We start from the raw sequence: 21,692 nt of genomic DNA, 5'->3' as shown, positions 1-21,692 counted from the left end.
GGTGTCTTGATCCGGTCGCCCTGCTCCGGGGGTCCGTCTCAGGCCGTTCTGGAACCATCACACGGCGGCACGGTGCGGGTCCAGGGCACCGGGCCACTCATCGGGCCGGCACCGTCGCCAGGCCCGCTTCGTAGGCGATGATGACGAGCTGGACCCGGTCGCGGGCGCCGAGCTTGGCGAGCAGCCGCGTCACGTACGTCTTGGCCGTGGCGACGCTGATGTGCAGCCGGCCGGCGATCTCGGCGTTGGTCAGCCCGCTTCCGACCAGGGCCAGTACCTCGCGCTCCCGCTCGGTGACGCCGCTGACCTCCCGCCGTGGCGGCGCGGAGGCGGGGCGGCCGGCGAACTCCTTGATCAGACGGCGGGTGATGCCCGGCGCGATCAGGCCGTTCCCGGCGGCCACGACACGGATCGCGGCGAGGATGTCGTCCAGCGCCATGTCCTTGACGAGGAATCCGGACGCGCCCGCACGCAGCGCGCCGTAGACGTATTCGTCGTCGTCGAAGGTGGTCAGGACGATGACCTGGGCCCGGCTGGGGCCCTCGGTGATCAGCCGGGTGGCTTCGATGCCGTCCGTGCCGGGCATGCGGATGTCCATCACCACGACGTCGGGGCGCAGTTCCTCGGCCAGCCGGACCGCCTCGGCGCCCGTCCCGGCCTCACCGACGGACTCCAGGTCGGGTGCCTCGGTGATGACCATCTGGAGGGCGGCCCGGATCAGGGGCTGGTCGTCGGCCAGTACGACGCGGACGGGAACGGCGGCAGGGAAGGCGGCGGGGACGGTCATCTCACTCCTGTCGGTACGGGCAGCCGGGCGCTCACCCGGAAGCCGCCGTGGGGGCGGGGCCGGGCGGAGAACTCGCCGTGCAGCAGCGCGACCCGCTCGCGCATCCCGGCCAGACCGTATCCGGTGCCGGTATCGGCACCGATGCTCGCACCAGTGCTGATGCCCGTACCGATGCTGGCGCACGTGCCGGTACCGGTATATGTGCCGGGTGCGGTCCTGCCGGGTACGGAGGCGGTGCCACGGCCGGGGCCGCCGTCCAGGACCTCGATGGACACCTCCTCCTCCCGGCAGGTGACGGACACCTGACAAGAGGAGGCGCCCGCGTGGCGTACGACGTTGGTGACCGCCTCCTGGATGATGCGGTACGCCGAGATGTCGATCTCCGGGGGCAGCGGGCGCCGCTCGCCCCGCCACCGCACCTCGACGTGTACGCCGGCCGTCGTCGTCGTCGCGGCCAGTTGGTCGACGTCGGCCAGGCCCGGCAGCGGACCGGATCCCGGGGCGAGCGATGAATCGGACCCCGGGGCGAACGACGAATCGGACCCCGGGCTGGATGGCGGATCGAGTGCCGCGCCCGGCATCGCGGTCCGGGACGCCCGCACCGGTTCGGCCTGACGGAGCGCGCCGAGCATCCGCCGCAGGCCCGACAGCGTCTCCCGGCCCGCCGTCTCGATCTCGCCCAGCGCCTCGCGCGCCAGCTCCGGCCGGTTGTCGATGACCCGCCGTGCCGCGCCGGCCTGGAGGGCGATGATGCCGATGCTGTGCGCGACCGTGTCGTGCATCTCGCGGGCGATCCGCAGCCGTTCGGCGGTGACGGCCTGCGCCGCGGCACGGGCGCGCAGCCCCTCGGCGTACTCATGGGCCTGGCGTGTCGAATGGCCGGTCAGGCAGGCGATGACGGCGGTCATCGCCACCGCCAGCTCCGCCGAGGTCCCCACGGGCCAGCCGGACAGCAGCCGCGTGGTCAGGTATCCGCCGAGTACGGCCAGTGCCAGCACCAGGGCGGTGACGCCGGTCCGGCGCGGATGGGTGGCCGTGACGAAGTACAGCGCCACATCGACGGCCAGGAACTGCGCCATGGGAATCTCTCCCACGCCCAGAGGGATGGTGGCGACGGTGGAAGCGGCGAGCAGCGAGGCCAGCGCCGGCAGCGGCCGGCGGCGCAGCAGACAACTGCCCACCAGCGCCAGGGCGGTGGCCGCGGCGGTGGTCAGGAGGAGCAGCGCGAGGCCGTGCCACCGGTGGCTGAAGTACGCCCCGGGACGCATGGCGGGCTCCCACTCACCGGGCAGTCTGACGCGCATCAGGAATGTCAGCACCACGCCCGCGCACCAGGCCAGCGCGGTCCAGACGCCTGGCGGCACGTGTTTGAGCAAGGGGCGGGGCGGCACGGCTGACATGCGCCGATCGTATGCGCGTTCCCCAGCTTGGGCATCGGACCGTAGCTGTACACCCAGGGCTGTACAGCCATAGCTATACACCCAGGGCTGTACAGCCACGGTCGACATCTGCCCCGGCGAATGTCGGCAGCGGTCCGATGACGTACCCAGGCGGCCGGCGGCACCGTGGGCCGGGTGATCGAAGTCAACGAACTCACCAAGCGCTACGGCTCCCACACGGCCGTCCAGGATCTGACCTTCACCGTGCGACCCGGGCAGGTCACCGGATTCCTCGGCCCCAACGGCGCGGGCAAGAGCACCACCCTGCGCCTGATCCTGGGTCTCCAGGACCCCACCGCCGGCACCGTCACCGTGGACGGCCGCCGCTTCCGGGACCGGCCGCGCGGGCTGCGGCACGTCGGCGCGCTGCTGGACGCGGGCGATGTGCACGGCGGACACAGCGCGCTCGCCCATCTGTCCGTACTGGCCCGCAGCAACCGCATCCCGCGCAAGCGGGTGGCAGAGGTGCTGGAGGAAGTCGGTCTGGCGAGCGCGGCGCGGCGCCGCGTCGGCGGGTTCTCCCTCGGGATGCGGCAACGCCTGGGCATCGCCACCGCGCTGCTCGGCGATCCGCCGGTGCTGCTGTTCGACGAGCCGCTCAACGGGCTCGACCCGGAGGGCGTGAAGTGGGTGCGCGGCCTCTTCCGCCGGCTGGCCGCCCAGGGCCGTACCGTCCTGGTCTCCAGTCACCTGATGTCCGAGATGGAGAACACCGCCGACCAGCTCGTCGTGGTCGGCAAGGGCCGGCTGATCGCCGCGCAGAGCCTGCCGGAGTTCCTGGAGTACGCGGCCCGTGGCGCCCGCCTGACGGTCACGGTGGGCATCTCCGACACCACCGGCACCACTGCCCGGACCACCGCCCTGACGGACGCGTTGACGGCCCAGGGCGCGGAGGTGCGGACCGAGGGCGGCGGACGGCTCACGGTCACCGGCCTGTCCGCGGCCCGGATCGGCGAACTCGCCTTCCGGCACGGAGTCCCGCTCCACGAACTCACCACCCGTACCGCGTCACTGGAGGAAGCCTTCATGGAACTGACCGCCGACAGCGTCGAGTACCTCGCGGGAGACGCCCGATGACACATCCCACCCCGCGCCCGACCACACGCTCGGTGACCCAGCCGGGGACGCACCCGGTGACCCGGCCGGGGACGCACCCGGTGACCACGTCCGTCCTCGCGGGCCCCGAGCCCCGCGCCCGCTTCCGCGACCTCCTCGCCGCCGAATGGCTCCGGCTGTGGACGCTGCGCCCGACCGTCTGGTCCCTCCTGATCAGCGCGCTGACCGTGATCGGCTTCAACGTGGGCGCCGCCTACAACAACTACCTCTACTGGTACCAGTACGACGCGAGCGGCCGGGCAGGCTTCGTCGCCGCCGGGGGACCGCTGCGGGACGCCTTCACCCCCAACGCCGCTACGGTCCTGATGCTGGCCGTCGGCGCCATCGGCGCCGTCACGGTCACCGGCGAGTACGGCACCGGCGCGATCCGTACGGCCTTCGCCGCGGTCCCGGCACGCCGCTCGCTGACGGCGGCCAAGGTGCTCGTCGTCGCGGCCGTCACGACCGTGTACGGCGCGCTCGTCGCGGCGGCCTCCTTCGCCCTCTCCCAGGCGATCCTCTCCGGCCGGAACGTCGGCGTCCCGATCGGCGAACCGGGCGCCCTGCGGCTCGTCGTGTCCTCCGCGCTGCTCGCGCCGGTCGCAGCCCTCGTCGGGATGGCCGTCGGCGCGGTGCTGCGGCACAGCGCGACCGCTGTGGTCGGCACGGTGGTGATCGCCCTGGTACTGCCCCTGGTCACCAGCGACGACCGCCGTTGGTCGGCCGTCCTCAATCACACGATGCCCTACAGCGCATGGAAGCGGCTGGCCTGGACCGGCCCGTACGAGGTGCCCTTCCCATGGACGGCCGGCGGGGCGTGGACGGTCTACGCGGTCTGGGCCGTCCTCGCCGCCGCCGTGACCATTACTGTCGTCCACCACCGAGATCAGTGAACGGCGCCGCCCGGACACCATCAGCTCAGGGACGCCACAAAGGGCGGGCGGCGCAGCCACGAAACCGCCCCGGCAGAAAAACCCCCGATGAGTCAGAAGCCACTCACAACAGCCGTACCAGCCGTATCACCAACACGTTCAGCCGCCCATTGACATTCCACATCGATGGCGACCGCCGCGCGGCCCGCTGCACATGAACCTGGCGGCGCGGGAGGGGTGAGTTGCCTGGTCGGACCCGGTGTCGGGGTGCCGTTCAGCCGGGAGTACGCTCCAGATCATGGAGGGCCGTAGAGCGCTTCGGCGCCGTATTCGTATCTGGTTGGCAATTTTCCTCGTCTGCCTCGTGCTGAGCGGTCTGACGGCTTTTCCGCTCGTCACCGAATTGTGGTGGGCGGAGGATCTGCTGAGGTCCGGCATCTCACCGGTTCCCGAGCATCTGCCGGGACTGATGGAGTGGATCAGCAGGGTCCGAGAGGGCCTGGAGGCGACCGACGCGAAGTATCCGTTCGTGCTGTACGGCACGGACTGGCTCGCCTTCGCGCACCTGGTCATCGCGGTCGCCTTCTACGGCCCGTACCGGGATCCGGTCCGTAACATCTGGGTCATCGACTTCGGCATGATCGCGTGTGCCGGAATCATTCCGCTGGCTTTGATCTGCGGACCGATCCGGGGAATTCCCTTCTACTGGCAGATGATCGACATGTCATTCGGGATTTTCGGGGTCATCCCCCTGCTGATCGTCCGCCGCATGATCAAACGCCTGGAAGCGTACGAACTGGCCGCTTGAGCCGCTTGAGCCGCTGGAGCCACCTGAGCCGCCGGGGCCGCCCGGACGGCCGTCGGCGGATCACCTCCGGGGCCGCGATACGGCCGGCTCCGGAGGCAGGGCCAGGTGGAACGGGCACTCCGTGATACGGGGCGGGGGAGCTGTTCGGAACACCTCCTCCAGTGCGTCCTGCGACACGTCACAGGACGCGTCGGGTGACACGTCCCGTGACGTGCGCAGGGTGAGCAGACCCCTCCGATACGGGCGCTGCTACCCCGGCCCGTACCACCGGTTCCGGGCCGGAGCCGCGCAGTACGGCCTGCTGGTCCGTGCGCAGCTCGGGCCGGATTCGATGGTGGGACTAACGGGCCTGGGTGAAAGCCTCGCGAATCTCGGCGGGCACCCGGCCGCGGTCGTTCACGGCGTACCCGTTGGCCTTGGCCCAGGTGCGAATCGCCGCGGTGTCCTCGCCTTCACCGCTCTTCGTCCTGCGCCGGGCGGCCGGGCCCTTGGCTTTTCCGGTCCGGCGCGCCGCCTTCACGAAAGGACCGAAGGCTTGAAGCATCTGTTCGTAACTGTCCGGTCCCAGGTCGATCTCGTACGACACCCCGTCGAGGGAGAAAGTGTGCGTGGCGGTGTCCTCGGCCTCTTCTCCGGTGAGGTCGTCGATGTAGAGCGTGACGATCTTCTGAGCCACGAAGGTTCCTTTGCTCGTCCTGGCGATTTCCGTGCTGGCGCGGGCAGTTTACGCGTACCCGAAAGGACGTGTTGCTTTCTTTCTCGACAATCCGTGGAAGGGAGGTATGGGTTCGTCGTGGGCGGTCATCCGCAGGGGAGTGGGCAGTGGGAGGTATGGGGGATGTGGAGGGAAGATAGGGGAGGGCGGGGCGTGGAGAGCCCGGGTTTTCGCGCGCGGCTGATCGTGTGACCGTCGTTCTCGTACGGTGGTGCGGTCCCGGCCCGCCTGGTCGCTCTGCCACCGTTGCGGCCACAGGCCACAGGCCACAGGCCACAGGCCACAGGTCAGGGGGCCAGCGGCCGACGCGTCGATTGGAGGAAGCCCGTGGTACCCGAGCTCTCCGCGCTGTTCGCCCTGCTGGCAGCCGTGGGCAACGCCGCCGGCACGGTGCTCCAGCGGGTGGCCGCCCGGACCGTGCCCCCGGACGACGCCTTCAGCGTCCGGTTCGTACGGCATCTGCTGAGCAGCCCGGCGTGGCTCGGCGGAATCGCCGTGGTGGTCGGCGCCGCGGCCTGCCAGGCGCTGGCGCTGACCCTGGGATCGCTCTCGCTGGTGCAGCCGATCCTGGTCACCGAACTGCCCTTTACCCTCCTGATCGCCGCCGCGCTCGCCCGGCGGCGGCTGCCCACGGCCGGCTGGGTGGCGGCCGTCGTGGTCGCGGCGGGACTCGGGATGGCGCTGGCCGCCGCGGCGCCCTCCGGGGGAGGGACCGAGGTCGCCCCGGGCATGTGGGTGCTGACCCTCCTGACCACCGTCGGTGCCATGGCGCTGTGTGTGCTCTTCGCCCTGCCACGGCCACGGGGCAAGGCCCGTGCGGCCCTGTTCAGTTCGGCCTCCGCGATCGGGTACGCCCTGACCGCGACCCTGATGAAGTCCGCCACCGACACCTTCGACCGGGACGGCGCCGGCGCCTTCTTCGCCTGCTGGCAGACCTACGCCTTCGTGGCGGCGGGGGCCTGCGCCCTGTTCCTGCTGGCCAACGCCATGGAGTCCGGCCCGTTGGTGGCCTCGCAGCCCGCTCTGACGCTGGGCGAGGCGGTCATCAGCCTGGCCCTGGGCATCCTGGTGTACGGGGACCGGGTACGCGCCGGATGGTGGCTGGTCCCGGAGATCGTTGGAGCGGTGATGGTCACCTGGGGCGTACTGGCCCTGCTGCGCGTCGACACCGAGAGCCCGGAATCCGCATCGCCGGGATCGCCGGAACGGCAGTCGTCCACCGGCGTGTCGGACGTGCGGCGACCTGTGTGACGGCCCGCAGGTAGGTGTGTGTGACGGCGCGGGGGCCGAGGCGTGTGACCGTGTGGGGCTGACCGTAGTCTTTTCGTATGGGTGATCTCTATGAATTGCAGCTCGCGCTCGACCTTCCGGCCTCCTTGCCCGGCCCGGACCTGGCTCTGCTGCGCCGGCATTTGGACGCCAGCGAAGACGCCGGTGACGATACCGAGGGCTGCGCGGGGGAAGGAATTCCGGGCACGGACACTTACCCCCTGCTCGCTTCCAGGGGCCCCGCGTCGCGTATTGGCGGCGTTCTTGTCGGGGAGCTCCGACCGGCTCCGCACGGATGGGCGTTGACCGCGCGCCAAGAGGTGCACCCGGACGAATTCTGGGATCTGGAGGGCCTGCTCAAGTGGCTCGCCGCGCGGACCACAACAGTCGGAGTCATCGGGTACCTTCGTTTTTACGAGGCCGGCTTTCCGGACGTCCTGGTCGTGAACTCCAAAACGGTCAGCCGCTGGAGCCCGCGGTCCGTGGACCGCGCGGAAGCGGAACTGCTTCCCGGTCTTTGAAACATCGTGGCTCGTCGAAGGCGGTGGGCAGCCGTGACGACCTGCCGGGGCCGGCAGTACCGACGTCCGCTGCTCACTTCTCCTCGAACACCAGGTCCTCGGGCGGCCGGGTGAGCCGTACGGTGCGGTCGTGGACCTCGACGAGTGTGCTCAAACCGGTGAACTGCCCGGTGGACAGCACCAGTACGCGGTCCGCCCGCTGGTCCAGGAAAGCGCGGAAGCCCGCGAGCGACGGGTCGCCGGCGCCGAGAGTGAGGTAATCGGCGAGGCGGCGGAACAGTTTGGGCAGGAAGACCACACGGTCGGTGATCGCGGACAGCCCGTCGATCTCGGCCCCGACCGTCGTGACATCGGACGGCCACAGCCCCGCGCCCGCCTTCTGGGCCTGGTGGACGGCATCGGTCAGCGCGGCGCGCAGGTCGACGAAGAGGTTGCGGTAGTACGTCGGGTAGGCGATGCCCTCGGAGAGCTGGTGGTGGTTGGCGGTCTGCTGGAGCGCGGCGACGTCCACCCGGATCGGCCGGCCGCTCGTCCCCGGGGCCGGACCGCGTCCGGCCAGCGCCACACACCGCCCGTAGAGATCGGCGCCACGGGTGAGGATGTACCCCGGAGCCCGGTCGGGAGTGGATGCGGTGATGGTGCCCTGGGCATCACGCCGTACCGAGGTGAAACCGAGCCAGCTTATGAGGGTGTCGGTGGCGCGGTCGGCGAAGGGCGCGGGCTGGTGGAGTTCGACGCCGTGGGGCGGCCGGTAGTGGGTCTCCAGCGTGTCGATGCCGTCGAGCCGGAGCTGGGCCGCACCGGTGCTGTTGTGCCGTACCCGGTGGGGGCCTTCGACCAGGTTCCACTGGGCGGGGTCGGCGGGCGTGAACCGTACGGAGTCGCCGTCCGGCCGGGCCCCGATCACCCGGTACGTACCCTCGATCAGGAGCATCGGCATGGTGGCCTCCCCGTGCGGGAAGGCCGTTCCCGCCGGCAGGGAACGACTCGGCCTTCCCGTTGCGCACGCGTTCCCCAGCATCGACCCACGACCGGGACGCGTACAGCCTCCGCGTCGTACGTCCGTACGGCATACGCCACCCGCCATACCCCGTACGGCGCGCTGCGCACCGCGCGCCGTACGCCCGCCGCCGTTCAGTCGGAGTCCTCCTCTCCATGGACTCCATGGACGGGGATGCCCGGGTGGGACGAGCCTATGGTGATGACCGCGTACGTTTCCCCCGGGCCCGGTGGGCGCGTCCAGGAGCGGGTGGTGAAGGTGTGCAACCGGCCGTGCGTCAGGGCGAAACGGGGCAGCGTGACACCGAACGCCGCGGCGATCGCCGCCAGGGCGGCGGCCTCGCCCCGCCGTTCCCGGTCCTGGCCACCGTCCCGGATCTGAGGGAAGATCTGAGGAAAGAGGCGTTCCGGCGCCAGCTCCTGCGGTATCTCCCCCAAGCGCTCGCACCGTTCGCCGAGGACCGTGAACGCATACCGCTGTGTGCCGTGCTCCGCGACGGAGAGGTGGAACAGGGCGCCCCTGTCGAACTCGTCGGGCGCGGCCCAGACCACCGCGGCACGGCCGTGCCGGGACGCGGCGACGGCCGGCGAGGTGAACCGCTCCTCGCTGAACGGCTGCGGGTCACCGTCGAACGCGAAGCTCCAGCCACGCCCGGCCCGGCCGACCGCGACCACCGCCTTGTCGTCGTACGAGGAGAACACCCCACTCGGCTGCGATGCCTGGCGCGCGTCCCACCATGTCATCGGCGCTCGCAGCGCCGTGTCCTCCCCGGCGCCGACGAGGGCGGGCAGCTCGGCGGGCTCCACGCCCTCCACCAGGAGGAAGCGGTACGCCTGACGTCCTCCGTCCTGCGACTCCTCCGCAAGCCACGCAAGACCTTCGGGGTCCTCGTCGACCGCTGCCGCGACGACGCCGGTCGCCTCCTCGCCCCGGGGTGTGGCCAGCAGCGCCCGGCCCCGCTCCGGCGTCAGGAGGGGGCCGAGCAGCGGGTCGGCGACCAGACCGACCGGTGCGAGGTGATCGGGCCCCAGCGGTTGCCACTCGGGCAGCGCCGCGAGCAGCGTCCGCCAGGCCGCGTCCGTCTCGCCCCAGCGGGCCTGCTCCCGGGCCCTGTTCACGGCGTCACCGAACGGCCCCGTCGCGGTGTACGCGTAGCTGCCCTCCCGTAGCTGCCGCAGCAGCTCGTGCTCCAGTGTGCGCACCTCCTCCGATCCGACGGGCGGATGGGGCGCGTACACGCTGTCGGCGTCCCAGGACTGCTTCGCGCGGTCGGCGAGCAGCACGGGCGCCAGCTCCGGCGCGTACACGGGATCACCGGCGAGCCCGTCGAAGTGCCGGGCGTACTGCTCGCCGAGCAGCCACTTGATCTGGTCCCGCAGCGCCCCGGCCCGGGGCCTGCCGAACTCCTGCGCCTTAGCGAGAGCCCCTTCGGCCTGCTCGTACGCGCCCCGCAGCGCGTCCCGCCGGGCCTCTTCCACGCACCGGTCCAGCTCCTGCGTCGTGGCGTTCACGAACTCCGGCCGGTCCTCGGCGCACGCCCGCAGCCTGTGGAACTGCCGGTAGGCGTCCTGCATGTACTCCCAGAAGGACACGTGGCGTTCCGGAGGGCTGGCCCGCCAGGGCGCCCATGTGTACACCGCCCATTCGCCGTGCTCGTCCACATCGTCCGGGTCCATCAGTACGTCCACGACGTCGGATTCCATGGCCAGTTGGAGTCCCCGGGTCCAGATCGTGGCTTCCAGGATCTCCTCCCGCGTCGCGTCCTCGTCCAGGTCCTCCTGGAAGATCTCGGCGAGCCCGGCATCGTCCTCGTACCAGCAGGCCCCCTCCGTGCCCGCCAGCAGCCATACGAAACCGCCCGCGTGCCGCCAGCCGTCGGTGACCTCCAGGAACGTCCGGTACGACGGCGGGAGCCGGTGCCCCAGGCGCTCTTCGAGGGCCGCGATCCGTGCGGGCGTCGCGGGCGCAAAGCCCAGCCAGCGGGCGCGGCACGCTTCCTCGTCACCCGCGTCCCGCGCTTTTCCCGGGTCGTACGCGTCCGCCCACTCCTCGCTCCACCGCGTGAGGAAGCCCTGCCAGTCGTAGGCTGCACCTGCTGTTTCAGTGGCTGTCTCAGTCATGTGGCCATCGTGGCAGCCACCACTGACAATCCTCCCGCCTCCGGCCGGGTCCGGAGCGCAGACGGCCCCGGCCACGGACACGGAGAAGGCCGGTAACCTCGGCCCGAAGCGCTACGCGCAGATCGTGGCCCGGCTGGGCGAAGCAGCCGAGAACACGTCGGGGGACCAGTTCGTCATCGGCGACGACCAGTTCTCATCGGCGACGGATGCCCTCACCACGCGGCTCCGACGGGCGGCAGGGGCCGCGAGCTGGTTGTGGTGGCGACGTAGGCGAGTCCGTCGTACTCCCGTGCCGGCACTGTCGGCCTCCGGTGCAGGCGGTAGCTCCAGCGGGGCACATAAGCACCGAAACTGCGCGTCGCGGAGCGGAGGTCGAGAAGAAGGTTGCTGTGTCCGGCAGTGGCGAGATGTCCTTCCACCGTCATGGAGTCGGCCCTGCCGACGCTGTTCTCAACCGGATGCCGGGAACGGGCCCTGGGCCCCGCCCAGGGCCCGGGCCAGACCCGGAAGGCGCGGAACGAGCCCTTCCCGAACAGCAGCGCCAGCGCGTAGTACGCGTTGCCGTGCCATGAGGAATGCGACCAGCTCGTCGGCGGCGCACACCGGACGCCGCTGCGGATCGGGGTGCTGACCTGGACGGGCGTGGGCAAGTACGCCGAGCGCACCGTCGAGCCCGGTGATCCGGCCCGGTGCGCGCTCCTTCAAGAAGGTGTCGAGCACGGTGATCGAGGCGCCGCAACGCTGCGGATCGATCCCCACGAAGCGGACTTTCCTTTCTTCGGCCCGGCCGGGGTTGTACGCGTGCAGCCACTCAATCACCGCGAGGACTTCGTACGTACGCCACGTCCACAATCCCAGCCCGGGTGAGCACCGTTGCCGCGTCCCCGACGCCATGGCGCACGTAGGCGTCGACGGCCGGTCCCGCTGATGCGCTCGCCTCCATGGCCGGCACCGAGAAATCCATCTCCGTGACCAGGAAATCCAGCAGACGGTGCTTGAGCCGGAAGAACTCCCGCGTCCCGTGTGTGGCCTCTCCCAATCCCACGACACGCGCGTTGCCCAGCACGTTTCTCAGCGGCTGGAGATCATCACCGGCCGCGGGGTTTGGAATGGCGGGGGCGGAACCGGGGCGGAAGCCGGCGCGTCGGCTTCCGGCTCTGCTCAGGTCGTGGTCAGACACGTCACCAGTTCGTCCACGGGCTCTTCGGTGCCTTCGGTGAAAGCGGCGCGGAAGGCGGCCTCGCCCAGGGCGGTTGTCGCGGCGGTGGTGATCCGGTCGACGTCGCCGCGCTCGGCGTGCGGCAGGGGGGCGCCCGCCGTCTCACGGGCTGCCGCGGCGGCGCCCAGCAGTCGGGCGGCCGTTGCCGGGCGGTTCGCGAGGACGAAGGCGCCCGCCAGTCCTTCCAGAGCCAGCGCCAGGGCGCGCGGGTCGCTGCTGAAGCGGGCGATGGCCAGCCCCTGGAGGTGCAGGTCACGGGCGGCGGCCTGGTCGCCGCGCAGCTCGGCGACGAAGCCCAGCTCGGCCAGGATCAGGGGGTTGGCGGGGTCCGACGACGAGCGGAGGTACCACTCCCGTACGCGGTGCAGATACGATTCGGCGGCGTCCAGATCGCCTGCCCGGCGCGCGCCCATGGCCAGTCCTATCTCGGCGTAGATCTCACCGAAGGCGAAGCCCTGTTCCACGGCGAGGCGACGGGCCTTTTCGTGCAGTTCCCGGGCCCGGTCCCAGTCCTTGGTCAGCAGGGCCAGACGGCCCAGCCCCGAGAGGCGGAAGGAGACCTCGGAGGACAGGCCCAGTTCCTCGGCGATGCGCAGGCCGTCCCGCAGGATCTCGGCGACCTCGGCGTACTCGCCGTTGATCTCGGCCAGTACGGCGCGCGGGATGCTGGTCTGCAACTCACCCCACCCGTCACCCAGTTCGCGGAACAGCCGGACGCTGTACTCGCTGTCCCTGGCGAGCGCGGGCATGTCGCCGCGGAACAGGTCGTGCAGGGCGCGCTGGCCGAAGGCGGCGGCCACCCCCCAGTCGTCGCCGTGCTCACGGAACGCTGCCAGCGCCTGATCGGTCAGCTCCTCACTGGTGGCCACCTCGCCGATGTAGGCCAGGGCGTACGCGTGGAACCACCGCAGCCTCGCCCGGCTGACGGGGTCCGATATCTCCTCGTACGCAGTGAATTTGTACGGGGCGGTGGCGTGCCGCGAAGGAGCCGGGGGCGGTATGTGGGACGCCGGTGTCCGTCCGGCCTCCGCGTACGCCCGTTCCGCGCGGGCGGTGAGGGGTTCCGGGCCGCCCGCCAGCAGGGCGAAACCGTCCCGCAGGCCGCGTACTTCGGCGCGCAGGCTCACAGGGGCCGGGCCCTCGGCCGTCAGCGCGGTCTCCAGGGCACGGCGGGCCTCGCCCATACGGCCGCGCAGCAGCCAGTACCAGGGCAGTGCCCGCACCAAACGCAGTGCTGCCCGTGCCGCGCCCCGGCGTACGGCGCTCTCCAGCGCCGCGCGCAGGTTCGCGCTCTCCGCGTCGAGGCGGCGCAGCCAGCGGTGCTGGCCGGGGCCGTGCAGCAGGGGCTGGGCCTGCTCGGCCAGTTCGGTGTAGTAGGTGAGATGACGTCCCTGTACGGCTTCGTGGTCCTTCGTATCGTGCAGGCGCTCGGTGGCATAGGCGGCCACCGACTCCAGGAGGCGGTAGCGGACGCCGGTGGGGGTCTCCGCCATGACGACCAGGGAGCGGTCGACCAGACGGGCCAGCAGGCCGAGGACGTCCTCGCGGGCCACCCCGTCGCCCGCGCACACCGCCTCGGCCGCCTGGAGCGTGCAGCCGTCGACATGAGCGGCCAGGCGGCGCAGCACGATGCGCTCGGGCTCGGTGAGCAGTTCCCAGCTCCAGTCGATCACGGCGCGCAGGGTCTGCTGGCGGGCCGGGGCGCCGTGGTGGCCGCCGGTCAGGACGCGGAACCGGTCGCCGAGCCGCTCGGCCAGCTCATGGACGCCCAGGGCGCGCACGCGGGTGGCGGCCAGTTCCAGGGCCAGCGGAAGACCGTCCAGCCGGCGGCAGATCACCTCCACCGCCGCCGAGTTGGCGGCGTCCAGGGCGAAGCCCGGTGACGCGGCGGCGGCGCGGGCCGCGAAGAGCCGTACGGCCTCGGCGGTCGGGAGCGGATGGACGACCCGTACCGTCTCACCCGCCACCCCTAGCGGCTCACGGCTGGTGGCCAGCACCCGCAGCGCGGGGGCGCCGCTCAGCAGACGCGCGGTCAGCGCGGCGACCGGCCCGATGATCTGCTCGCAGTTGTCCAGGAGCAGCAGGGCCCGCCGGTCACACAGGGCGGCGGCCAGATGACCGGCGAGGGCGCCGGGCCCAGAAGGCGCCGGCCCCCGGACGCCGGAACGCCGTCGTCACGGATGCCCAGCTCGGCGGCGACCACTTCGATGAGATCGGTGAGGGAACCGCGCTGCCCGGTGAGGTCGACCATCCACACGCCGTCGGGGAAGGAGCCGACGAGTTCTTGGGCGATCTGCACGGCGAGCCGGGTCTTGCCGACGCCACCGGGGCCGGTGAGCGTCACCAGACGGCTGTCCGTCAGCGCGGCGCGCGCCTCGGCCGTGGCCACCTCCCGGCCGATGAGGCCGGTGAGCGGGACGGGGAGGTCGGTACGGCGCATATGGAGGGGGTGGGGTCGGTGGGGTGACTGGGATGTGTACGGGCTCGCCGGTACGGCAGGTGGCGTGGGGAGCGGAGCGGTGACGGCTACAGGCGGTGCGGTTGACGGTGCGGTGGTGGGTACACCGACCGGGGAAGCGGGCGAAGGAGCAGGCGGGGAGCGGGCCGGGCGGCGGGCGGCTCCAGGGACTGGGTCAGGACGGACCGGTGCAGCGCGGCGAGCGCGGGGCCGGGGTCCACACCCAGCTCCTCGGCCAGCCTCGTGCTCAGCTCCCGGTAGGAGGCGAGCGCCTCGCTCTGCCGGCCCGCCCCGTACAGGGCCTGGATCTGGGCGGCCCGCAGCCGCTCACGCAGCGGATGCCGGGCCACCAACGCGGACAGCTCATCGGCCAGCGGGCCGTGTTCGCCCAGTTCGAGCCGGGCCTCGGCGCGTTCCTCCAGCGCGGTCAGCCGCTGCTCCTCCAGCGCCGCCGCGGCCGTACGGACGAACGCCGCGTCGGCGAAGTCGGCGTAGGCGGGCCCGCGCCACAGGGCGAGCGCCTCGGTGAAGACGGCCGCGCGCGCTGCCGGGTCGGCGTCGGCACGGGCCTGCTCCAGCAGCGTACGGAAGCGGCCGGCGTCCACCGCGCCGTCGTCGAGCCGGAGCACGTAGCCGGGCGCGCGGTAGCTCACCCGGTCCCTCCCCAGGGCCCCGCGGAGCTGGGAGATCTTCGTCTGCAGGGCGCCGGCCGGGCGGCCGGGCAGCCGCTCGCCCCACAGGTCCTCGATGAGCCGGTCGGCCGACACCGGCCCGCCGCCGTACGCCAGCAGCGCGGCGAGCAGTGCCCGGACCTTCGTCCCCGGCACCGCCACCGGCTTTCCCTCGTCGTCCCACACCGTCAGTGGGCCGAGCACCCCGAACCGCATGTCAGAACCGTAACCCGGAGCACTGACAGCCGATCACCAGCCGATCGACAGCCCGTCGTCAGCGGCCGGCAGCCGGTCGTCAGCGGGCCGTGAGCGCCGCCGCGCACAGTGGTCTGCCACGAGTCGTACGGAAGCACCGGGAACTCAAGGCAACAGCGCAGCAGCGCAGCAGCGCAGCAGCGCAATAAAGCAATAAAGCAACAAGGAAGCGCGGAAACACGAGGAGCATGGTGTCCACTGATGTCCACACCGGTGCCGACGCGGGTGTCGGCACCGATGACCACCCTGGTAGCAGCGCCGACAGGGGTACGGGTACCGATACCGCGGACGGTGCAGGCAGCGCTATGCCTGCGAGCGGCGATCACACGCCGCTGTCCCTGACCGTCAACGGCCGGCCGGTCCACCTCACCGCGGACGGCCGGGCCACACTCGTGGACGTCCTGCGCGACGGGGCGGGTCTGACCGGCACCAAAAAGGGGTGCGACCGCGGCGAGTGCGGAGCCTGCACGGTCCTGGTCGACGACCGCCGGGTGCTGTCCTGTATGACGCTGGCCCGGGCCGCAGAAGGCAAGAGGATCACCACGGTCGAGGGCCTGGCGCCGCAGGGCCAGATGCATCCCGTACAACTGGCGTTCCTGGACAAGGACGCCTTCCAGTGCGGCTTCTGCACCCCGGGCCAGGTGATGTCGGCGGTCGCGCTGATCGCCGAGGGGCGGGCCAACACGGCCGAGGAGATCAAGGAATGGATGAGCGGCAACATCTGCCGCTGCGCCGCCTATCCGCAGATCGTCGAGGCGATCACCGAGGCCGCGGCACAGCCCGGGGCCGGGGTGCCCGGAACCGTTGCCCACGGGACTGTTGCCCACGGGTCTGTTGCCTACGGGACTGTTGTCCCAGGAACCGTTGCCCCTGGACACGGCGGAACGGGGAGCACCAGCCGATGAAGACCTTCACGTACGAGAGGGCCACCACCCTTCAGCAGGCGCTGACGGCCCGTACCGAACCGGGGACACAGCTCCTCGCCGGCGGAACCGAGCTGCTGAACTGGCTCAAGGAAGGCATCGAACGCCCCGAGCGGGTGGTGGACATCAACGGCCTCCCTCTGGACGGCATCGACGTCGATGACGACGGACTGAGGCTCGGCGCCCTGGCCCGTATGAGCGATGTACACGCCCATCCGGAAGTCGCCCGGAGATACCCGGCGATCACCGAGTCGCTGCTGCGCTCGGCCTCCGCGCAACTGCGGAACATGGCGAGCATCGGCGGCAACCTGCTCCAGCGCACCCGCTGCCCGTACTTCCGCGCCGATACCGCCCTGCCGTGCAACAAGCGGGAGCCGGGCTCCGGCTGTGCCGCGCTGGCGGGCGGCGACACCGGTGCGCACGCGCTGTTCGGCTGGAGCCCGGCGTGCGCGGCCACCCACCCGTCCGACCTGGCGGTCGCACTGGCGGCGCTGGACGCGGTGGTCGTGACGGAGAGCGGCCGGAGGGGCCGGCGGCGCATTCCCGTGACCGAATTCCACCGGTTGCCGCAGGACCGGCCCGAACTGCACACCCGGTTGCGGCCCGACGAGCTGGTCACCGGCGTCGAGGTCCCGCCGGACCACGGCACCTCCTGGTACCTGAAGGTACGGGAGCGGGCCTCCTACGAATTCGCCCTGGTCTCCGTCGCCGTCAGCGTCGAGGTGGAGGGTGAGGTGATCAACCGGGCCCGGCTGGCGCTCGGCAGTGTCGCGCCCCGGCCGTGGCGGCTGTGGGCCGCCGAGGACGCGCTGGTGGGCGTCGCACTGAGTGACGTGGACGGACTGCGGTCGGCCGTGGCGGCATCCTTCGAGGACGCCTTGCCGCTGCCGGACAACGCGTACAAGATCGAGCTGGCGCAGCGCGCGGCGGTACGGGCGCTGCGTGTCGCGGGAGGTGCCGCGTGAAGACGAACGGAAAGACCGGACCCGCCCCTCAGGGGGTGCGCAGGCCCGATGATCCAGCCCCTCAGGGTCCGCACAGGCCCGGCGGTTCCGCCCCTCAGGGCCTCCGCAGGCCCGACGGTCCCGCCAAACTGACCGGAGCGGCCCTCTACACCGCCGACCGTCCGCATCCGGATGCGCTGGTCGCGGCCCTGGTCACCGCCACCGTACCCACCGGCCGGCTGGCCGCCCTGGACACGGCGGCGGCCGAGCGCGCCCCCGGCGTCGTACGCGTCATCCGCCATCAGGACATGCCGCGCCTGAACCCCATGCCCTCGCCCCCTATGGGGCACACGGTGCTGGTCATGCAGGACGACCGCATCCACTACGAAGGACAGCCGGTCGCCGTCGTCCTGGCCCGCACCTGGGAGCAGGCCCGGTACGCGGCCTCCCTGGTCGACGCCTCGTACGAGGACGTGGTCGAGCCCGTCATGTTCGGAGCCGCCCCGGAGATCGAAGCCAGGGGGCCGATGCTGCTGCGCGAGGAACCCGATGTGGGCGTCGGTGACGTCGAAGCGGGCCTGGCGCGCGCGGACGTGGTGGTCGACGCCACGTACACCACCTCCGACCGGCACGCCAACGCCATCGAGCCGCCGGCCGTACTGGCGTGGTGGGAGGAAGACCGCCTCACCCTGCACGTGTCGACGCAGGCGGTGGCGCTGACCCAAGGCACAGTCGCGGCCCTCTTCGGCGTCGCGCCCCAGAACGTCACCGTCCACTCGCCCTATGTGGGCGGCGGATTCGGGTCCAAGGCGTTCCTCCAGCAGCCCGTGCCGCTGGCCGTCGCCGCCGCCCGGGTCGCCGGGCGGCCGGTCCGGCTCGTACTGACCAGGGCGCAGACCTTCACGCTGTGCGGGCACCAGGCGGCCACCCGGCAGCGCGTACGGATCGGGGCCCGCCGGGACGGCCGGCTGACCGCTCTGGAGCACCGCAGCACCAACGCCACGACACGGGCCGCCGACTACCACATCGAGGCCGCGACCGCCGGCTCCGGCAGCCTGTACGCCAGCCCTGCCATCGCCCTCAAGGCCAGGGTGGAGCAGGTCGACCGGCCCGCGCCGACCCCGATGCGCTCGCCCAACGAGGGCGTCGGTCTGTTCGCCCTGGAGTCGGCGATGGACGAGCTCTCGTACGAACTGGGCATGGACCCCGTGGAGCTGCGGATACGCAACGAGCCGACAGTGCACCCCATGACGGGCCGCCCGTTCTCCTCGCGGCGCCTGGTGGAGTGTCTGCGCGAGGGGGCCCGCCGCTTCGGCTGGGACGGACGGCCGCCGGCCGGTTCGCTGCGCGAGGGCGACGACCTGATCGGCTGGGGCGTGGCCACCGCGGTGATGGACTCCTTCCGGGGGCCCGCCGCGGCCAGGATACGGGCCGGTGCCGGAGGCCGGATCGTCGTGGAGACCGGCACGGAGGAGATCGGCACGGGTATTCCGGCGATGGTGCAGGCGGTCGCCTCCCAAGCACTCGGCATCGGCCCCGCGGACATCGAGGTCCGGCACGGGAGCAGCGATCTGCCCGCGCACGGCGGGGTGTTCGGTTCCATGACGACCATGAGTGTCGGCTCCGCCGTCCACGTGGCGGCCACCGCCCTGCGGGAGAAGCTGACGGCCGCGGGCGGCTTCGAGGGAATGCGGCAGGCGGGCATCGACACGCTGGAGGCCGAGGGCAACTGGGCGCCCGAGGCCAGTGCCCACCCCAACGGCACCGCCTCGGAGGTCTCCGCCCTGGTCTACGGAGCGTTCTTCGCCGAGGTGCGGGTCGACGCCGACCTGGGGCTGGTCCGTATGACCCGCGGTGTCGGCGTCTACTCGGCGGGCCGGATCATCAACCCCCTCGCCGCCCGCAGCCAGTTGACCGGCGGCATCATCTGGGGCCTCGGCCAGGCCCTGCGGGAACGTTCCGTCATGGAGCCGGGGCGGGGCCGCTTCCTGCACAAGAACCTCGCCGGGTACGTCGTCCCCGTCCACGCCGACATCGGTGACCTGGACGTCTCCTTCATCGAGGACGAGGACCGGCACGCCAGCGCCATCGGCGCCAAGGGCATCGGCGAGATCGGCTCCAACGGCACCGCCGCCGCGATCGCCAACGCCGTCCACCACGCCACGGGCCGCCGGATCCGCAGCCTGCCGATCACCGCGGAGGACCTGCTGTGAAAGAGATCCTGGACGACCTGGACCGCTGGCGCGCCGAGGGCAGGCGGGTGGCCGTCGCCCGTGTCGTGGAGGTGTCCGGATCCGGCCCGCGGCAGCCCGGCGCCGCCATGGCCGTCACCGAGGACGGCGAGGTGGCGGGCTCCGTGTCCGGCGGCTGCGTGGAAGGCGCGGTCGTCGCCGAGGCGCTGGACGTCCTGGCGAGAGGCGGCCACCGGCTGGTGACCTTCGGCTACAGCGACGAGGACGCCTTCGCCGTCGGCCTCACCTGCGGTGGCACGGTCCGGCTGTTCATCGAGGAGCTGGATGCGACGCATCTGCTGGTGGCTGACGCCGTGCGCGCGGAGCGGCCCTTCGCGCTCGTCACGGTGATCGACGGACCGGGTACGGGCGCCAAGGCGCTCGTACGGCCCGACGGCCCGCCCGCCCCCGGGGACTTCGGTGTCCGTGCGGCGCTGCGGGACGCCGGGGAGGCGATCGCGGACGGCGTCAACGCGCTGCGTACATACACCGGTACCACTGACTCCACCAACGCCATCAACGCCACCAACCCCACCGATACCCTCGGTGCCACTACAGGGTCGGTCGCGCCCTCGGTGACGACGACCGTCTTCATCGACACCTACACACCGCCACCACGCATGATCATCCTTGGCGCCGTCGACTTCTCGGCGGCCCTGGCGCGCGCCGCCAAGCTGCTCGGCTACCGGGTCACTGTGTGCGACGCCCGTGCAACCTTCGCCACCCACCGCCGCTTCCCGATGGCCGACGAGATCGTCGTCGACTGGCCGCACCGCTACCTCGACCGCGTCGGCACCGGCCTGGGACCGCGCGACGCCGTCTGTGTCCTGACCCACGACGCCAAGTTCGACGTCCCCGCGGTGCTCTCCGCCCTGCGGACCGACGTCGGTTACCTGGGCGCGATGGGCAGCCGCCGTACGCACGAGGATCGCCGGGACCGGCTGCGCGCGGCCGGCGCCGGGGCCGATGAACTGCAACGGCTGATGTCCCCCATCGGGCTCGCCATCGGCGCCCGTACGCCCGAGGAAACCGCCGTCGCCATCTGCGCCGAGATCATCGCGCTCCGCGGAGTGCGCGGTGCGACCGTCGCCTCACTGCGCGACACGCAGGGGCCGGTTCACCCGCGGCTGTGAGGGAGAGGGGGAGGGCGAAGGAGGCACGGTGCCTTATGGGTGGGGCACTTCGCTGATCCGCCCGCTGTGATACGGGCAGTTGCCCCGCGCACCTCCCCGGCCGATCGGACAGTCCCCCACGCACCCCCGCGGCCGACCGGGAATGCGCCTTGGCCGGACGCCGTTGCCCAAGCGAAACGATCTTGAGGGTACGTGGAGCGGGAGAGAACGGATGACAATCTTGATCACCACGCCGAACGGCGGGGTCGGGCGCCATCTGACCGAGGCACTGCGCGGCCGTGAGGACGTACGCTTCCTCGTCCGCTCCGAAGCCGGTGCGCGGGCGCTGGGCGAGGTGCGCGGTGAGGTGTTCCGCGGGGACGCCGCAGACGCGGACGACGTGCGCCGCGCGGTGGCGGGAGTTGAACGGCTTTACCTGGCGCACCCCTTCAGCGTGGACCAGATCGCCGTCGAGACGGGCCTTGGCCTGGCGGCCCTGGAGGCGGGCGTGCGACGGATCGTCAAGCTCGGTGCCCGGGCGTTCACGGGCGCCGGGACCGTACCGGATGCCGTCACCGGCAACCACGACGTCATCGCCGGGCGACTGCGTGGGGCCGGTGTTCCCGAACTGACCGTTCTGCGGCCCGACCGCTTCCTGCAGAACTTCCTCACGGCCGCGGCGGCGATCGCCGGCGGTACGCTGGCCGATCCCGCAGGGCCCGCCGGTGCCCGGGGGTATGTGGACGTACGGGACATCGCGGAGGTCGCGCTCGCCGAACTCCTCGCGGACCGTCCGGTCGGCGGCGACATCGAGATCAGCGGCCCGCACGCGCTGACCCTGCCGGAACTCGCCATACGCTTCGGCGCGGCCCTGGGCAGGCGGGTACGGTACGTCGACGTCCCGTTGGACGACGCCTGGCGCGAGGACCTGGCACGGCGCGGGGTCCCCGCGCCGGTCGTCGACGGTCTGCGCGACCTGTACACCAACTACCGCCGGGAAGGCGTCGCAGGGCTGGGGACGGCGTCCGGCGTGTGCTCGGCCGCCCGCCGCGCTCGGCGGAGGACTTCGCGGCCGACCAGCTCGCACCCGCCGCCACCTTGCCGTAAAACCGTCCCGGCACTCATATGGAGCAGCGTGAACCGACGCGCCATATGAGTGCCTGACCGTGGTGCGCCGACGCGCCCGTATCGCACACCCGTGCGCCCGTGGTCCGGCCTGGAGAACGGGCCTGCGGCACGGCAGCCTCGGAACC

Annotated in this window: 20 protein-coding genes; 10 read left to right on the top strand and 10 right to left on the bottom strand. The window is 71.8% G+C overall.

Going from position 1 to position 21,692, the window contains the following annotated elements:
• Positions 1-97: 97 nt before the first annotated feature.
• Positions 98-787 (bottom strand): response regulator transcription factor, encoded by a 690-nt coding sequence (locus KGS77_RS01055; protein ID WP_242578167.1) that lies wholly within the window; start codon positions 785-787, stop codon positions 98-100.
• Entirely contained in the window at positions 784-2,187 is a 1,404-nt protein-coding gene (locus KGS77_RS01050) for a sensor histidine kinase (protein WP_242578165.1), read from the bottom strand. The genes KGS77_RS01055 and KGS77_RS01050 overlap by 4 nt, the downstream gene beginning before the upstream one ends.
• A gap of 174 nt (positions 2,188-2,361) precedes the next feature.
• Here KGS77_RS01050 and KGS77_RS01045 point away from each other — a divergent pair, with 174 nt between their 5' ends.
• The 3 genes from KGS77_RS01045 (at position 2,362) to KGS77_RS01035 (ending at position 5,001) form a co-directional block, all read left to right on the top strand.
• Complete coding sequence (locus tag KGS77_RS01045; protein WP_242578163.1) at positions 2,362-3,303, top strand: ATP-binding cassette domain-containing protein; 942 nt, start codon at positions 2,362-2,364, stop codon at positions 3,301-3,303.
• Positions 3,304-3,383: 80 nt separating this feature from the next.
• Complete coding sequence (locus KGS77_RS01040; protein ID WP_242578157.1) at positions 3,384-4,214, top strand: ABC transporter permease; 831 nt, start codon at positions 3,384-3,386, stop codon at positions 4,212-4,214.
• A gap of 277 nt (positions 4,215-4,491) precedes the next feature.
• On the top strand, positions 4,492-5,001 hold the full coding sequence (locus KGS77_RS01035; RefSeq protein WP_242578156.1) for a hypothetical protein: 510 nt from the start codon (positions 4,492-4,494) through the stop codon (positions 4,999-5,001).
• Positions 5,002-5,341: 340 nt separating this feature from the next.
• Here the strand turns inward: KGS77_RS01035 and KGS77_RS01030 are convergent, their stop codons facing one another.
• A complete protein-coding gene (locus tag KGS77_RS01030; RefSeq protein WP_242578155.1) occupies positions 5,342-5,677 on the bottom strand; it encodes an Lsr2 family protein in 336 nt (111 codons plus the stop codon).
• A gap of 366 nt (positions 5,678-6,043) precedes the next feature.
• Between KGS77_RS01030 and KGS77_RS01025 the strand changes: the two genes are divergently transcribed.
• Positions 6,044-6,967: a DMT family transporter gene (locus KGS77_RS01025; RefSeq protein ID WP_242578154.1), complete on the top strand. Its 924-nt coding sequence runs from the start codon at positions 6,044-6,046 to the stop codon at positions 6,965-6,967.
• Positions 6,968-7,044: 77 nt separating this feature from the next.
• Positions 7,045-7,506, top strand: a complete 462-nt coding sequence (locus KGS77_RS01020) for a hypothetical protein (RefSeq protein WP_242578153.1) — start codon at positions 7,045-7,047, stop codon at positions 7,504-7,506.
• Positions 7,507-7,579: 73 nt separating this feature from the next.
• On the opposite strand, the gene KGS77_RS01015 is transcribed toward KGS77_RS01020, so the two are convergent.
• From KGS77_RS01015 to KGS77_RS34805, 7 genes are all read right to left on the bottom strand, one after another.
• The gene (locus KGS77_RS01015) at positions 7,580-8,446 is read right to left on the bottom strand and encodes a nuclease (protein WP_242578151.1); all 867 of its coding nucleotides are present in this window, start codon (positions 8,444-8,446) and stop codon (positions 7,580-7,582) included.
• Between the two features lie 194 nt (positions 8,447-8,640).
• Positions 8,641-10,626 (bottom strand): SMI1/KNR4 family protein, encoded by a 1,986-nt coding sequence (locus KGS77_RS01010; protein ID WP_242578143.1) that lies wholly within the window; start codon positions 10,624-10,626, stop codon positions 8,641-8,643.
• A 450-nt stretch (positions 10,627-11,076) separates the two neighbouring features.
• Entirely contained in the window at positions 11,077-11,520 is a 444-nt protein-coding gene (locus tag KGS77_RS01005; protein WP_242578137.1) for an erythromycin esterase family protein, read from the bottom strand.
• On the bottom strand, positions 11,438-11,692 hold the full coding sequence (locus KGS77_RS01000) for a hypothetical protein (RefSeq protein WP_242587838.1): 255 nt from the start codon (positions 11,690-11,692) through the stop codon (positions 11,438-11,440). Before KGS77_RS01000 ends, KGS77_RS01005 begins: the two co-directional genes overlap by 83 nt.
• Before the next feature lie 95 nt (positions 11,693-11,787).
• Positions 11,788-13,812, bottom strand: a complete 2,025-nt coding sequence (locus KGS77_RS34815) for a hypothetical protein (protein WP_347404418.1) — start codon at positions 13,810-13,812, stop codon at positions 11,788-11,790.
• A gap of 65 nt (positions 13,813-13,877) precedes the next feature.
• Positions 13,878-14,285 carry a hypothetical protein gene (locus KGS77_RS34810; protein WP_347404417.1) on the bottom strand — a complete coding sequence of 136 codons (408 nt, stop codon included), beginning with the start codon at positions 14,283-14,285 and terminating at the stop codon, positions 13,878-13,880.
• 86 nt (positions 14,286-14,371) lie between these two features.
• A complete protein-coding gene (locus tag KGS77_RS34805) occupies positions 14,372-15,190 on the bottom strand; it encodes a BTAD domain-containing putative transcriptional regulator (RefSeq protein ID WP_347404416.1) in 819 nt (272 codons plus the stop codon).
• Positions 15,191-15,534: 344 nt separating this feature from the next.
• On the opposite strand from KGS77_RS34805, the gene KGS77_RS00990 reads away from it, so the two are divergent.
• The 5 genes from KGS77_RS00990 (at position 15,535) to KGS77_RS00970 (ending at position 21,595) form a co-directional block, all read left to right on the top strand.
• On the top strand, positions 15,535-16,134 hold the full coding sequence (locus KGS77_RS00990) for a (2Fe-2S)-binding protein (protein ID WP_347404415.1): 600 nt from the start codon (positions 15,535-15,537) through the stop codon (positions 16,132-16,134).
• Positions 16,131-17,117, top strand: coding sequence for a xanthine dehydrogenase family protein subunit M (locus KGS77_RS00985; RefSeq protein ID WP_242578135.1), 987 nt, complete (start codon positions 16,131-16,133; stop codon positions 17,115-17,117). Before KGS77_RS00990 ends, KGS77_RS00985 begins: the two co-directional genes overlap by 4 nt.
• Complete coding sequence (locus KGS77_RS00980; RefSeq protein ID WP_242578134.1) at positions 17,114-19,309, top strand: xanthine dehydrogenase family protein molybdopterin-binding subunit; 2,196 nt, start codon at positions 17,114-17,116, stop codon at positions 19,307-19,309. Before KGS77_RS00985 ends, KGS77_RS00980 begins: the two co-directional genes overlap by 4 nt.
• Entirely contained in the window at positions 19,306-20,460 is a 1,155-nt protein-coding gene (locus KGS77_RS00975; protein WP_242578130.1) for an XdhC/CoxI family protein, read from the top strand. The genes KGS77_RS00980 and KGS77_RS00975 overlap by 4 nt, the downstream gene beginning before the upstream one ends.
• A 211-nt stretch (positions 20,461-20,671) precedes the next feature.
• Positions 20,672-21,595 (top strand): NAD(P)H-binding protein, encoded by a 924-nt coding sequence (locus tag KGS77_RS00970; RefSeq protein ID WP_242578127.1) that lies wholly within the window; start codon positions 20,672-20,674, stop codon positions 21,593-21,595.
• Positions 21,596-21,692 lie beyond the last annotated feature (97 nt).

Source organism: Streptomyces sp. MST-110588 (assembly GCF_022695595.1).
Classification (GTDB): Bacteria; Actinomycetota; Actinomycetes; order Streptomycetales; family Streptomycetaceae; genus Streptomyces.
This window is presented reverse-complemented; position numbering and strand designations above follow the sequence as displayed.

Coding starts and splice junctions, on each gene's coding strand:
- KGS77_RS01055 (WP_242578167.1), bottom strand. CDS start 787: ATGACCGTCCCCGCCGCCTTCCCTGCCGCCGTTCCCGTCCGCGTCGTA.
- KGS77_RS01050 (WP_242578165.1), bottom strand. CDS start 2,187: ATGTCAGCCGTGCCGCCCCGCCCCTTGCTCAAACACGTGCCGCCAGGC.
- KGS77_RS01035 (WP_242578156.1), top strand. CDS start 4,492: ATGGAGGGCCGTAGAGCGCTTCGGCGCCGTATTCGTATCTGGTTGGCA.
- KGS77_RS01020 (WP_242578153.1), top strand. CDS start 7,045: ATGGGTGATCTCTATGAATTGCAGCTCGCGCTCGACCTTCCGGCCTCC.
- KGS77_RS01015 (WP_242578151.1), bottom strand. CDS start 8,446: ATGCCGATGCTCCTGATCGAGGGTACGTACCGGGTGATCGGGGCCCGG.
- KGS77_RS01010 (WP_242578143.1), bottom strand. CDS start 10,626: ATGACTGAGACAGCCACTGAAACAGCAGGTGCAGCCTACGACTGGCAG.
- KGS77_RS01005 (WP_242578137.1), bottom strand. CDS start 11,520: ATGGCGTCGGGGACGCGGCAACGGTGCTCACCCGGGCTGGGATTGTGG.
- KGS77_RS34810 (WP_347404417.1), bottom strand. CDS start 14,285: ATGCGCCGTACCGACCTCCCCGTCCCGCTCACCGGCCTCATCGGCCGG.
- KGS77_RS34805 (WP_347404416.1), bottom strand. CDS start 15,190: ATGCGGTTCGGGGTGCTCGGCCCACTGACGGTGTGGGACGACGAGGGA.
- KGS77_RS00990 (WP_347404415.1), top strand. CDS start 15,535: ATGCCTGCGAGCGGCGATCACACGCCGCTGTCCCTGACCGTCAACGGC.
- KGS77_RS00985 (WP_242578135.1), top strand. CDS start 16,131: ATGAAGACCTTCACGTACGAGAGGGCCACCACCCTTCAGCAGGCGCTG.
- KGS77_RS00970 (WP_242578127.1), top strand. CDS start 20,672: ATGACAATCTTGATCACCACGCCGAACGGCGGGGTCGGGCGCCATCTG.